The 13,420-nt window shown below is 44.3% G+C and carries 10 protein-coding genes; all 10 read left to right on the top strand.

Features of this window, described 5'->3' with window-relative positions; all coding sequences use genetic code 11:
• Positions 1-135 precede the first annotated feature (135 nt).
• The 10 genes from A0O21_RS08275 to A0O21_RS08225 all read left to right on the top strand — a co-directional run bounded on the left by A0O21_RS08275 (position 136) and on the right by A0O21_RS08225 (position 13,365).
• Positions 136-1,404 (top strand): PTS galactitol transporter subunit IIC, encoded by a 1,269-nt coding sequence (locus A0O21_RS08275; protein WP_067064173.1) that lies wholly within the window; start codon positions 136-138, stop codon positions 1,402-1,404.
• Positions 1,405-1,451: 47 nt separating this feature from the next.
• Positions 1,452-2,519 (top strand): zinc-binding dehydrogenase, encoded by a 1,068-nt coding sequence (locus tag A0O21_RS08270; RefSeq protein WP_067064171.1) that lies wholly within the window; start codon positions 1,452-1,454, stop codon positions 2,517-2,519.
• A gap of 322 nt (positions 2,520-2,841) precedes the next feature.
• Positions 2,842-5,205 carry a phosphoketolase family protein gene (locus A0O21_RS08265; protein ID WP_067064169.1) on the top strand — a complete coding sequence of 788 codons (2,364 nt, stop codon included), beginning with the start codon at positions 2,842-2,844 and terminating at the stop codon, positions 5,203-5,205.
• Positions 5,206-5,708: 503 nt separating this feature from the next.
• Entirely contained in the window at positions 5,709-7,169 is a 1,461-nt protein-coding gene (locus A0O21_RS08260) for a PTS ascorbate transporter subunit IIC (protein ID WP_067064167.1), read from the top strand.
• 117 nt (positions 7,170-7,286) lie between these two features.
• Entirely contained in the window at positions 7,287-7,565 is a 279-nt protein-coding gene (locus A0O21_RS08255) for a PTS sugar transporter subunit IIB (protein ID WP_067064165.1), read from the top strand.
• Positions 7,566-7,734: 169 nt separating this feature from the next.
• The gene (locus A0O21_RS08245; RefSeq protein WP_067064122.1) at positions 7,735-8,220 is read left to right on the top strand and encodes a PTS sugar transporter subunit IIA; all 486 of its coding nucleotides are present in this window, start codon (positions 7,735-7,737) and stop codon (positions 8,218-8,220) included.
• A gap of 158 nt (positions 8,221-8,378) precedes the next feature.
• Positions 8,379-9,044 carry a 3-keto-L-gulonate-6-phosphate decarboxylase UlaD gene (locus tag A0O21_RS08240; RefSeq protein WP_067064121.1) on the top strand — a complete coding sequence of 222 codons (666 nt, stop codon included), beginning with the start codon at positions 8,379-8,381 and terminating at the stop codon, positions 9,042-9,044.
• A 4-nt stretch (positions 9,045-9,048) separates the two neighbouring features.
• The gene (locus A0O21_RS08235; protein WP_067064118.1) at positions 9,049-9,912 is read left to right on the top strand and encodes an L-ribulose-5-phosphate 3-epimerase; all 864 of its coding nucleotides are present in this window, start codon (positions 9,049-9,051) and stop codon (positions 9,910-9,912) included.
• Positions 9,913-10,626, top strand: coding sequence for an L-ribulose-5-phosphate 4-epimerase (locus A0O21_RS08230; RefSeq protein WP_067064116.1), 714 nt, complete (start codon positions 9,913-9,915; stop codon positions 10,624-10,626). It abuts the gene before it with no gap.
• Positions 10,627-11,697: 1,071 nt separating this feature from the next.
• Entirely contained in the window at positions 11,698-13,365 is a 1,668-nt protein-coding gene (locus A0O21_RS08225; protein ID WP_067064114.1) for a BglG family transcription antiterminator, read from the top strand.
• Positions 13,366-13,420: the final 55 nt, after the last annotated feature.

Genomic DNA, 13,420 nt, shown 5'->3' with positions numbered 1-13,420 from the left:
TTGTTGGAACTGAACACGCCCTAAGAGCTGTGCAAAAAAGATAAAATCTCCTAGAGTCTCAGCGACTCTTCGTCAATTTTCCTATTTTTGCTTTGCTCTTTTAACGGGCTTTGTATCTTGTAAAAGGAGTGGGTTATGGATACGTTAACAACTGTTGTTCAAGGTATTTTGAATATGGGATCAAGCGTAGTGCTTCCGATAATCATCTTTACCTTAGCTCTTATTTTTCGGGTGCCTATCCGAAATGCTATCACGTCAGGTTTAACTGTAGGAATTGGGATGCTGGGGATCAGTCTGGTATTAGGTCTTTTATCGGATAATGTCGGTCCTGCCGCTCAGGCTATGGTTGAGAGATTTGGTTTGGAGCTGACAATTGTAGATGCGGGCTGGCCGGCTGTTGCGGCAGCGACATGGGCCCAGCCGATTGCGGCAGTCATGATACCGGTTATCTTAGCAGTGAATCTTATTATGCTGGCTTTTAACTGGACCAAAACACTTAATATTGATATCTGGAATTATTGGCATATGAGTGCGGCAGCTGCTACCGGCTATATTGTAACTAGAAGCTTTTTCTGGGGGATTGTCTGCGGTATCGGCTATACTGTCATTGTCCAACTTGTTGCTGATAAAACAGCTCCTTATGTTCAGGACTATTATGGGCTTGAAGGGGTTTCGATAACAACTGGCTCAGCTCAGGGCTATGCGCTTCTTGGGATACCGATTGCTTGGGCAGTAAGCAAGATTCCTGGTATTGGAAAACTGGATGTTGAACCTGAGACGATTCAAAAACGTTTTGGTATTTTTGGAGAACCGATGATTATGGGGATTATTATCGGCGGTGCCATGGCTATTTTAGGAGGCTATGATATCACAAGAATTCTGCAGACAGCCATGGCTATGGGAGCAGTCATGTTTATTCTGCCTCGTATGGTCAAGATTCTGATGGAAGGCCTTATTCCGATTCAGGAAGCCGCTCAGGCTACGCTGCAAAAGCGTTATGCCGATCGTGAAATTTTCTTAGGAATGGATGCGGCACTGGCAACCGGCTCTCCCGCTGCACTGTCAACGGGGCTCCTGATGGTTCCTATCACTCTTTTGATTGCTGTTTTGCTTCCGGGGAACCGGGTCCTGCCTTTTGCTGACTTAGCGACTATTCCTTTCTTCGCTGCTCTGGTTGTGCCGACACGAAAAGGGAACATTCTGCACTCTGTTATTGCTTTGACAGTTGTGATTACTTTTGCTCTGTGGATGGCCACAGATTATGCGCCTGTACTGACCAAAATGGCAGAAGGTGTCATTAAATTTCCTAAGGGGGCTTCGCAAATTTCCAATTTTGATACAGGCGGCAACCTATTGAACTGGATTTTCCTGAAGCTGTCAGAATTAGTTAACTCTGTTTTTTAAAAGGCATTCTGATAATCTTATAAATGATGGTTATGGAGGAGATGGAAATGAGTATTCCTAAAAAAATGAAGGCTGTTTTAAAATCAGCACCCGGCTTTGATCATATGGCCTTGGAAGAGATTGATGTTCCTGAGGTACAAGGGGATCGTGTGTTGATGAAAGTAGCCTATACAGGTATCTGCGGGACAGACATTCACACCTATAAAGGAGAATATAAAAATGCTGTTACGCCTCTGGTTTTAGGGCATGAATTCTCAGGGCAGGTGGTAGCTGTCGGAGAAAAGGTAACAAAAGTCAAAGTAGGAGACCGTGTAACCAGTGAGACAACTTTTGATACCTGCGGCACCTGCACTTACTGTAAAGAGAAAAAATATAACTTGTGTGAAAAGCGGTCGGGAATCGGGACAAAAGCCTTTGGAAGCATGGCTAATTATGTTTTGACACGGGAGGAGAGTGTCCATATTCTTCCGGATAATGTCAGCTACAAACTGGCTGCGATGTCAGAACCCCTGGCTTCCTGTGTGCATGCTATGTACCAGCTGACACCGCTTGATTTTCACGATACTATTCTGATTATCGGTCCTGGGCCAATGGGGCTGCTGTCTCTGCAGATTGCCAAAGAAATCGGTGCCTTTACGATTGTCTCAGGGGTGACTAAAGATGCAGACCGGCTGCAGATTGCAAAAGAACTGGGGGCAGATATTGTCGTGAATACACAGGAAGAAGACTTGACGCAAATTATAAGAGAGGTAACTGACGGCGTGGGTGTGGATAAGGTTTATGACTGTTCCGGTGCTATTCCTGCAGTTAACGCAGCTCTCCCTCTGATTCGTAAAGGGGGGGTTCTGCAGCAAGTCGGGCTGTTTGCTAAAGACTTGAATGAGCTGGATGAAAGGACCATTATTCAGCATGAAATTCTTTATCAGGGATCGCGCTCACAAAATCCGTATGACTGGCCGATAGCCATTCATTTGGAAGGCAAAGGGGCTATCGATGAAGAAAAAATGGTGACTGCTGTTTTTGATTTGGAACACTGGCGCGATGCTTTTGAAGCCATGATGGCCGGCAAAGAACTTAAGGTTTTGATTGCTTCCAATCCCGGAGAATTAGACTGACTAAAAAAAGAAAGAACAGGCCTGCTGCTGGTCTGTCCATAGAAAACTTCTCTGTCTAACCTAACTAAAAACTTGTATGAGGCAGACTAATACTGACTTTCAGCCTGCAGTTAGTCTTTGAGTAAAAAGGAACTCAAAGTCTGACAGTATACCGGTTTAAACGCAAAAACTGTCTAATTGCCTTTCTTGCCTAGGCAAAGAAAGGGACGGTTCAGACGACTGTACGGGGTGGGACGAACAATAGATTCCCCGCATCTGCCGATTCTCGTCTCGCCCCTTTACTTAAAAGAGCTATGCTCAAAAAATCACAAGGAGAAAACTTATGACCTATGAATCAGAAGACTACCTAAAAAAGGTTGACGCTTGGTGGCGCGCAGCCAACTATCTTTCAGCCGCACAAATGTACCTCAAGGATAACTCTCTTTTAAAGAGAGACCTCGTCAAAGATGACCTTAAGGCTCACCCAATTGGACACTGGGGAACCGTTCCGGGGCAAAATTTTATCTATGCCCATCTTAATCGTGTCATTAATAAATATGATTTGGACATGTTCTATATCGAAGGCCCCGGCCATGGAGGCCAGGTGATGGTTGCAAATGCCTATTTAGATGGCCGTTATACAGAATTAAATCCCGAAATTCCCCAGACTGAAGCTGGTTTCACCAAACTGTGCAAAATATTCTCTTTTCCTGGAGGAATCGCTTCACATGCTGCTCCTGAAACTCCGGGTTCCATTCATGAAGGCGGAGAATTAGGTTATGCGCTGTCCCATGCAGCTGGTGCAGTATTAGACAATCCTCATGTTATTGCAGCAACTGTTATTGGAGATGGTGAGGCTGAGACAGGCCCTTTGATGGCGGGCTGGCTGTCGAACACCTTTATCAATCCTGTTAATGATGGGGCAGTTTTACCGATTTTGTATCTCAATGGCGGAAAAATCCACAATCCGACTATTTTTGCCCGCCGTACGGATGAAGAACTGCAGCAATTTTTCCAAGGCTTGGGCTGGGATCCTATTTTTGTTGATGTTAAGACTCCCGATTTAGCTGCTCATCAGCTGATGGCAGAAAAGCTGGATCAAGCTGTTGAAAAGATTAAATCCATTCAGGCAGCAGCCCGTCAGTATCCGGCTGAGCAAGCCAGTATGCCCCAATGGCCGGTTCTTGTTGCGCGTATTCCAAAGGGCTGGACAGGTCCTAAAGAATGGCAGGGTGCACCTATTGAAGGCGGTTTTCGTGCCCATCAGGTTCCGATTCCTGTCGATGCTGCGCATATGGAACAAGCAGATGCTCTGATAAAGTGGCTGAAATCTTACCGGCCGGAAGAGCTCTTTGATGAGGCTGGCCGATTGGTTCCTGATGTTGCTGCTATTTCTCCTAAGGGGGACCGGCGTATGTCTGCTAATCCGATTACTAATGCCGGTGTCCTTAAGCCGATAGACACTGCTGACTGGAAAAAATTTGCTGTAGATACTGCAAAACCAGGTACTGTCCTTGCTCAAGATATGATAGAATTCGGGAAGTATGCTGCCGACTTAGTGGAAGCCAACCCAAATCATTTTCGTATTTTTGGCCCGGACGAATCAAAATCCAATCGGCTGAATGAAGTATTTACTAAAACAGATCGGCAGTGGCTGGCCCGCAGGGATGAGACTTATGACGAATGGCTCAGTCCGGTCGGGCGTGTGATTGACTCCCAGCTGTCTGAACATCAGGCTGAAGGGCTCCTGGAAGGCTATGTTTTAACGGGACGCCACGGTTTCTTTGCTTCTTATGAGTCCTTTTTGCGTGTGGTTGACACGATGATTACTCAGCACTTTAAATGGCTGCGTAAATCGAAAACACATACGAAGTGGCGCAAGAATTATCCGTCTTTAAATTTAATCTCTACTTCTACTGTTTTTCAGCAGGATCATAATGGCTATACCCACCAAGACCCAGGCATTCTGACTCATCTATCTGAAAAGACACCGGAGTTTATTCGAGAATACCTGCCGGCAGATACCAATTCTTTGCTGGCTGTAATGAATAAGGCGCTGCAGTCAGAGGATAAAATTAATTTAGTGGTGACATCAAAACATCCCCGTCCTCAGTTTTATTCTGTCAAGGAAGCAGAAGAGCTGGCTGAACAAGGCTATAAGGTCATTGACTGGGCATCGACTGATAAGGGGCAGGAGCCGGATGTGGTCTTTGCTGCTGCTGGAACGGAACCGAACTTGGAGGCTTTGGCTGCTATTACTATTTTGCATCAGGCTTTCCCAAATCTGAAAATTCGCTTTGTCAATGTTGTTGATATACTTAAGCTCCGCCACCCTGATGTCGATTCACGAGGTTTAAGCGATGCTGCGTTTGATGCCGTCTTTACAAAAGATAAACCTGTTATTTTCGTTTTTCATGCCTATGAGGGAATGATTCGGGATATCTTCTTCAGTCGGCATAACCACAATCTTCATGTCCATGGCTACCGAGAAAACGGCGATATTACTACACCTTTTGACATGCGTGTCCTGTCTGAATTGGACCGCTTCCATCTGGCGCAGGATGCTGCTGTGACCGTTTTAGGAGATAAGGCAGCTGATTTTGCCAAAATGATGGATGGCAAAATCGCTTACCATACACAGTATATTCGGGAGCATGGCGACGATATTCCGGAGGTTAAAGGCTGGCAGTGGGAAAGTTTAGACTAATTCCATCTGCCTGAAAACAAATGCTGTGACCCTTTTAAAAGAATTTCTTAAGACCGGGCTGAACAAAAGTCCCGGTTTTTCTTATTCAAAAAACTTTAACAGCCTTATTGTTTTGTTTGTCACTTCTACAAAGACAGGACCATGGATTTTTCCCTGAAAGAAATCCATGGCTCTGTCTTTTTTTGTTATCTCTATTTGCAAAGACAGCTGCTGTGTTTGCCCTCTAAACAATGATTATCTTTTCGTTAAACTTATGTCAGTATCAGCAGCTAAAAAAGACTAAGACGGATAGGAGATAATAAGGCAGCCGGCAGTGCTGTTGAGCCGGCTTGTATTTAAGCAGATTTCAAAGTCTCAAAATAGGATTGCCAGCCGTTTGACCAAAACCTTTCAGCACATTTTTGTACACATGATTGTGTGTTTCTTGGTCTTTTTGTTTAGGCTTTCAGAATCTATAATAAAGATATAAGAAAACAAGAACATTTAGAAAAGGAGTAGTTCATATGGATATACTACTAAATATTCTTAACTGGTTCTCACAAAACATTTTGCAGCAGCCGGCCTTTTTCGTCGGACTTCTGGTTTTAATCGGCTATATTCTGCTTAAGAAGCCTTGGCATGATGTTTTTGCAGGATTTGTTAAGGCAACCGTCGGCTATATGATTCTCAATGTCGGCGCTTCTGGTTTGGTTACCACTTTCCGTCCGATTTTGGCCGCTTTGAATACAAAGTTTAACATTGGTGCGGCGGTGATTGACCCTTATTTTGGGCTGACAGCTGCTAATACTTTGATTGAAGAGAAATTTCCGGCTTTTGTAGGAACGGCAACAACAGCCCTGCTGATTGGCTTTTTCCTCAATATTCTGCTGGTTGCTCTGCGCAAAATCACTAAGATTCGGACCTTGTTTATTACCGGTCACATCATGGTGCAGCAGGCGGCAACTGTTACAATGATGATCTTAGTTTTGATACCGGTGCTGCGCAACCAGTTCTGGGGGACTCTGGCTATCGGTATTATCTGCGGACTGTACTGGGCTGTCAGCTCTAATATGACCGTGGAAGCGACTCAGCGTCTGACTGGCGGCGGAGGCTTTGCCATCGGGCACCAGCAGCAATTTGCTATTTGGTTTGTTGATAAAGTAGCACCGAAATTAGGTAAAAAAGAAGAAAACTTAGATGATTTAAAATTACCTGCTTTTCTAAATATTTTCCATGATACAGTTGTTGCTTCTGCGACCTTGATGCTGCTCTTTTTCGGTGTCATTCTCTATATTTTGGGTCCGGAAATCATGTCAGATCCGGAAATCATTACGACAGGCACCCTCTTTAATCCAGAAACCCAGTCATTCTTTATGTATGTGGTTTCAACAGCCTTTACCTTCTCTGTTTATCTCTTTATCTTGATGCAGGGGGTAAGGATGTTCGTAGCAGAACTGACCAACGCTTTCCAAGGGATTTCAGCTAAATTGCTGCCAGGTTCCTTCCCTGCGGTCGATGTTGCTGCTTCTTACGGATTTGGTTCCGCTTCTGCGACACTGTTTGGGTTTGCCACTGGTCTGATTGGTCAGTTAGTGACGATTGTACTGTTAATTGTCTTTAGAAATCCGGTCCTGATTATTACTGGTTTCGTGCCCGTCTTCTTTGATAATGCTGCGGTTGCGGTTTATGCGGATAAACGCGGCGGCTGGAAAGCTGCTGTAATCCTCTCCTTTATTTCAGGGGTTCTGCAAGTAGCAGTCGGCGCTTTGGCTGTATCGCTGCTGGGTCTTGCTTCTTATGGCGGCTACCATGGCAATATTGACTTTGCGATTCCATGGGTACCGTTTGCTTATCTTTTCAAATATATTGGTATTATCGGCTTTGTTCTTGTTTGTCTCTTCTTGCTTGCTATCCCTCAGCTGCAGTTTATCAAAGCTAAGGATAAAGAAGCTTACTATCGCGGAGATGCTCCAGCCGAAGAGTAAATGCAGCGGTATGCTCAAATCTAAGTATAGAGCTGTTTTTAGGAGTACAGTTAAGCTGCAGAGGAGCGCTGAAAATGAAATGATTTAGGATAAAAAGAAAAACAGGAGGAAAAACAAATGGTTAAAGTTCTTACGGCCTGCGGTAATGGTATGGGCTCATCTATGGTGATTAAAATGAAAGTTGAGAACGCTCTGCGCCAGCTGGGAGTGACTGATATCGAGTCAGCTTCCTGTTCAGTCGGTGAAGCTAAAGGTCTGGCTTCGGGTTACGATATTGTTGTGGCCTCCAATCATTTAATCAAGGAATTGGAAGGGCGCACCGATGGGCATCTTGTCGGCCTTGATAATCTGATGGATGATAATGAAATCAAAACAAAACTGCAGGCTATTTTGTAATGATATGTGGTAAGGTGCTTTCCATTTTGCTGAGGGCACCTTTACTATTAAACAAAATGACGCTGAAAAACTGCTGACCTGCCCTCAGGCTATCTCCCATCATTTTATCTCTGCTGATATTAATAGCTGGGAGGTATCTTATTTGAAAAAGATAAAGAAAGGAAGACATATGAATTTAACACAAGCTTTTAAAGAAAATCAGTCCATTCGCTTGGGTCTGACAGCCGGAGATTGGAAAGAGGCTGTCAGGCTGTCTGTCGATCCTTTGATCGAAAGCGGTGCTGTTAAAGAAGAATACTATCAAGCCATCATTGATTCGACTGATGAATACGGCCCCTATTATATTTTGATGCCCGGTATGGCAATGCCGCATGCCCGTCCTGAAGCGGGGGTTAATCGTGATGCTTTTTCTTTGGTGACACTGACCGAACCGGTTATTTTTCCAGATGGGAAGGAAGTCTCAGTTCTTTTAGCCTTGGCGGCAACCAGTTCAGAAATTCACACTTCTGTAGCGATTCCGCAGATTATTGCGCTTTTTGAACTGAATAATTCTATTGAGCGTCTAGTTGCCTGCCAAACAGCAGAAGAAGTATTGGCTATGGTTGAGGAATCTAAAGACAGTCCCTATCTTGAAGGTTTGGACTTAGATTCCTAATGAAAATAAAGATAGGACTGACTGCAGCCTTTTCTCTGACAGTTAGCTCTTGTTTAAAAAAATAAGACAAGATGATTTGCCGTTTTCAAAACAGCAGACGGCTGACTGATACCGTCTTTGCTGCATAATACTGCATACAAATGAAAGGATGATGAGATATGACAAAAACACTTCCACATTTACAAGTTGCTCTGGACCACTCCGACCTTCAGGGGGCTATTAAGGCCGCTGTATCTGTAGGACAGGAAGTCGATATTATTGAAGCCGGCACAGTTTGTCTGCTGCAAGTCGGCAGCGAATTAGTAGAAGTACTGCGCAGTCTTTTTCCAGATAAATGGCTTGTTGCCGACACGAAATGTGCAGATGCCGGGGGGACAGTAGCCAAGAATAATGCTGAGCGCGGAGCTGACTGGATGACCTGCATCTGCAGTGCGACTATTCCAACTATGGAGGCGGCTCGCAAGGCTATCGAAGCAGTGCGCGGCGAACGCGGAGAAATCCAAATCGAACTGTATGGGGACTGGACTTATGAGCAAGCGCAGCAATGGCTGGATGCCGGAATCTCTCAGGCCATCTACCATCAATCGCGCGATGCGCTGCTGGCCGGTGAAACTTGGGGAGAAAAGGATCTTAATAAAGTAAAGAAACTTATTGACATGGGCTTTCGTGTGTCAGTAACCGGCGGTTTGTCAGTTGACACACTGAAACTTTTTGAAGGCGTTGATGTCTTTACGTTCATCGCCGGCCGAGGCATTACAGAAGCCGATGATCCGGCAGCTGCAGCCCGGGCGTTTAAAGAAGAAATTAAACGGATTTGGGGGTGACTGCATGGCTCGTCCTATCGGAATTTATGAGAAAGCGACACCCAAGACCTTTTCTTGGAGGGAACGTCTTGAATTTGCTAAAAAATTAGGCTTTGATTTTGTTGAAATGTCCATTGATGAAAGCGATGACCGCTTAGCCAGATTGGACTGGAGCAAAGAAGAACGGCTTGATCTGGTCAAAGCTGTTTATGAGACGGGTATCCGGATACCCAGCATCTGTTTTTCAGGTCATCGCCGTTATCCTTTGGGTTCTAACAGTCCTGAAATTGAAGCCCAGTCTTTGGAGACCATGCGGAAATGTATTGAGCTGGCTCAGGACCTGGGGGTTCGGGTTATCCAGCTGGCTGGTTATGATGTTTATTATGAGAAAAAATCGGCACAAACACGGGCCCGTTTCCTTAAGAACCTGAGGAAAGCCTGTGACTGGGCCGAGGCGGCTCAAGTCATTCTGGCCATCGAGATTATGGATGATCCTTTTATTAACTCTATTGAAAAATATTTAGCAGTCGAAAAGGCAGTTGATTCTCCTTATCTCTTTGTTTATCCGGACACGGGCAATCTTTCAGCCTGGCATAACGACATTTACAGTGAATTCTTCCTTGGGCACACCTCTATTGCCGCCCTGCACCTAAAAGACACTTATGCGGTTACGCATCAAAGTAAGGGGCAGTTCCGTGATGTTGCTTTTGGCGATGGCTGCGTTGACTGGCCGGGGATGTTTGCTGTTTTGAAAGAAACCAATTATCAAGGGCCGTTTTTACTGGAGATGTGGTCTGAAAATTGCGAGACAGTAGAGGAGACAGAAAAAGCGATTAAAGCAGCTCAGGATTTTCTCTACCCTTTAATTGAAGAAGCGGGGTTAAAATAAATGGTTAAATCATTAAAGGATATGCGGCAGCGCGTTTATGAAGCGAATATTGCTTTGCCTGCCCACGGTTTAGTAAAATTTACTTGGGGGAATGTTTCGGAGGTTGACCGAGAAGGCGGCCGGATTGTCATCAAGCCTTCCGGCGTTGATTATGAAAAACTGACGCCGGATAACATGGTTGTGACAGACCTTGACGGAAATGTGATTGAAGGCGATCTCAATCCATCGTCCGACCTGCCGACGCATGTTCAGCTTTATAAAGCATTTGCAGAAATCGGCGGTATCGTTCATACCCATTCGACAGAAGCTGTTGGCTGGGCTCAGGCCGGCCGGGATATCCCCTTTTATGGCACAACTCATGCTGATTATTTCTATGGCCCGATTCCCTGCGCCCGTTCGCTGACACCTGACGAAGTTAATACAGCCTACGAAAAAGAGACAGGGACTGTTATTATTGAAACCTTTAAAGAGCGCGGTCTTGATCCGGTGGCTGTTCCTGGAATTGTCGTCCGCAATCACGGTCCTTTTGTCTGGGGGAAAGATCCGGCTCAGGCTGTTTACCACAGTGTTGTCTTAGAAGAGGTAGCACGGATGAATCGGCTGACAGAGCAGATCAATCCTCAAGTGCAGCCTGCACCTCAGTATATCTTAGATAAACACTACCTGCGCAAACACGGTCCTAATGCTTATTATGGACAAAAAAATGCAGACTAGCAGCAAAGACGATCAACAAAAGAAAGCTTGCTGCTCTTCTTCTGATTGGATAAGCTCCGTCAGTCTGAACAGGACCATCAAGGGCTGAATTAAAAGCGGCCGAAGAAAATATGGAAGAATAAAAAAGAGGTTAGGACTCTTGTCCCAGCCTCCTTACTGTCTTAATAGCGATTTGGCATTCAAACCTTGCTATAACCATTCGCGGTCCTAAAGAGCTGTAAAGAAGAAAAGACAGCAAAAGTCTTTCTGAAAATTTGCAGCTGTTTGGAAGTTTTCTTGCCGTAAAAGATGAAGAAAAACAATCATTCAGCTAGAAATTGGCAAAAAATGGCATTTTTATATTATACTATTTAATAGATAAGCATAAGGCCGCGGTCCTACCGTTTTAAACGCCCTTTGTATCTTGTTGGAATTGAACACGGGCTAAGCTCTTTGCAAAAAAGATATAGTTAAGTTTAGAATTGCTTTCAAGTTAGCTAGCCGTAGCCGTCTGAAGGCTTTGTCGTCCTAGCGGACGCCCGCACCTTTCTAGCCGTCTTGGCAGAGGTGCGTCTGCGAAATCAGAGATTTCGGACTTACCGTCATTTTTGCTGTGAGCTTGAACGCCCTTTGTATCTTGTTAATTGAACACGCCCTAAGAGCTGTGCAAAAAAGATAAAATCTCCTAGAGTCTTAGGGACTCTTCGTCAATTTTCCTATTTTTGCTTTGCTCTTTTAACGGGCTTTGTATCTTGTTGAATTGAACACGGGCTAAACGCTGCGGGAAAAAGATGTCCTGCCTTAGAATCTAGCGATTCGTCAGTCAGTCCCCTATTTTCCTTTTGCGTTTTTTACGCCCTTTGTATCTTGTTAATTGAACACGCCCTAAGAGCTGTGCAAAAAAGATATGGCTAAGTTTAGAATTGATTTCAAGTTAGCTAGCCGTAGCCGTCTGAAGGCTTTATCGTCCTAGCGGACGCCCGCACCCTTCTAGCCGTCTTGGCAGGGGTGCGTCTGCGAAATCAAAGATTTCGGACTTACCGTCATTTTTGCTTTGCTCTTTTAACGGGCTTTGTATCTTGTTGGGAATCGATGATTATATTAGATAAAAAGAGTTATGCCCTCTTGTCGTATTTACTGAGCCTTGATGAGCCTGAAACGGTTATGGCTATTTCAAAGAAGCTCAATCAGTCCAGACGTAAAATTTATTACCATTTAGAGAAAATTAATGCAGCTTTGCCGGCAGGTATGGAGAAAATAGTCAGTTATCCGCGGGTCGGTATTGTTTTAAATGAAGAACAGAAGACTGTCTGTCAAGAGCTTTTGGAACAGCTTGATGATTACAGCTATGTTATGAGTGTAGAAGAGCGCATTCAGCTGACCTTAACCTATATTGCTGTTTCAAAGGATCGAGTTACCATTGACCAGCTGATGCAGCTGAATGCTGTTTCCCGCAATACGATTCTTAATGACCTTAATGATATTCGGCGTAAGCTGATGACCGATGAATATGATATTCAGCTGCAGGTTACTAAGTCCAGTGGCTATTATTTAAAATGCCACCCTTTGTCCAAAATTCAGTTTTTATACCGTTTGCTTTATACAATCTATACTGAGGGAAATAAAAATTTTGTTGATATTATCAGGGAGAAAATTATTGATTTAACTGGTTTCAACAGCTATTTTTCCGATGAAGTGACGGTTTATCTGCAGCAGCGGCTGGCATCTGCTCAAAAAAGTCTGGGGAAAACCCTTAATGCTCAAGACAGCCAATTTATGGTTCAGGTTTTGCCTTACCTGCTGCTGAGCTACCGCAGTATTGATCTGACAGAAGCTGAAAAAGAAGCGGTTAAAAGGGACTTCAGTATGACTTGGCAGCGAAAAGAATATCAGCTGGCGCGCGAAATTGCTGATGGTCTGTCTTCTTCTTTTGCTTTGCAGCTGGATGATGTTGAAATCAGCCTGATTGCTATGCTTTTACTCTCTTTTCGCAAAGACCGTGACAGTCACTTGGAAAGCCGTGACTATGATGAGATGCGTGCTACTTTAGAAGCATTTCTTAAAGAGATTCAGATGCGCTACGGTCTTAGCTTTAAACATCATGATTATCTGCTGAATCAGCTTCTGACCCACTGTAAAGCTATGCTTTATCGGAAAACGTACGGAGTTTTGTCGGTTAATCCTCTGACCAAGCATATCAAAGAGAAATATGGTGATTTATTTGCTATGACCAAGTCCTGTGTTCCCCTTTTAGAAGAAGCCTGGCTGATTCGTATGACCGATGATGATACAGCTTACCTTACTATTCATTTAGGCGGGGAACTGCAGAAAAAGCAAGACACAGTTTCATACCAAAAGAAAGCGGTTCTGGTATGTGATGAAGGAATCGGAGTGCAAAAGCTCCTTCTGAGCCAGTGCCGGACGCATTTGCATAACTGCCAAATTGATGCTGTTTTGACTTCGGAACAGTTTCACAGTGTCAACGATATTATAGAAGCTGATTTAGTGATTTCAACCAGCGATGCCTTAGACAGCCGTATTCCTTGGATTGTCGTGAACCCGATTATGAATGATGATGACATTATTAAGCTAAAGCGTTTTGTTAAAAATCAAGGCAGCCAAACGGAATCACTGTTCAGCCAAAAATTGGAAAAATGCCTACAGGGCTATATTTCTAATGCTAAAGACCGCTATGCTTTAAAAGCCCAAATTGAAAAAATAGTAGGTGAGGAGCTGGCTTCACTAACTGATTTGGAATGAAAAGATGCCATAGATAAGAGAGACTGGGACAGACCTCTGCAATAAGCACTGAGGA

Source organism: Streptococcus pantholopis (genome assembly GCF_001642085.1).
Lineage (GTDB): Bacteria > Bacillota > Bacilli > Lactobacillales > Streptococcaceae > Streptococcus > Streptococcus pantholopis.
This window is presented reverse-complemented; position numbering and strand designations above follow the sequence as displayed.

What these genes read in the sequence shown, in the direction of transcription:
- A0O21_RS08235 (WP_067064118.1), top strand. Translation starts at nt 9,049, where the DNA reads ATGGCTCGTCCTATCGGAATTTATGAGAAAGCGACACCCAAGACCTTT.
- A0O21_RS08260 (WP_067064167.1), top strand. Translation starts at nt 5,709, where the DNA reads ATGGATATACTACTAAATATTCTTAACTGGTTCTCACAAAACATTTTG.
- A0O21_RS08240 (WP_067064121.1), top strand. Translation starts at nt 8,379, where the DNA reads ATGACAAAAACACTTCCACATTTACAAGTTGCTCTGGACCACTCCGAC.
- A0O21_RS08265 (WP_067064169.1), top strand. Translation starts at nt 2,842, where the DNA reads ATGACCTATGAATCAGAAGACTACCTAAAAAAGGTTGACGCTTGGTGG.
- A0O21_RS08225 (WP_067064114.1), top strand. Translation starts at nt 11,698, where the DNA reads ATGATTATATTAGATAAAAAGAGTTATGCCCTCTTGTCGTATTTACTG.
- A0O21_RS08270 (WP_067064171.1), top strand. Translation starts at nt 1,452, where the DNA reads ATGAGTATTCCTAAAAAAATGAAGGCTGTTTTAAAATCAGCACCCGGC.
- A0O21_RS08245 (WP_067064122.1), top strand. Translation starts at nt 7,735, where the DNA reads ATGAATTTAACACAAGCTTTTAAAGAAAATCAGTCCATTCGCTTGGGT.
- A0O21_RS08230 (WP_067064116.1), top strand. Translation starts at nt 9,913, where the DNA reads ATGGTTAAATCATTAAAGGATATGCGGCAGCGCGTTTATGAAGCGAAT.
- A0O21_RS08275 (WP_067064173.1), top strand. Translation starts at nt 136, where the DNA reads ATGGATACGTTAACAACTGTTGTTCAAGGTATTTTGAATATGGGATCA.
- A0O21_RS08255 (WP_067064165.1), top strand. Translation starts at nt 7,287, where the DNA reads ATGGTTAAAGTTCTTACGGCCTGCGGTAATGGTATGGGCTCATCTATG.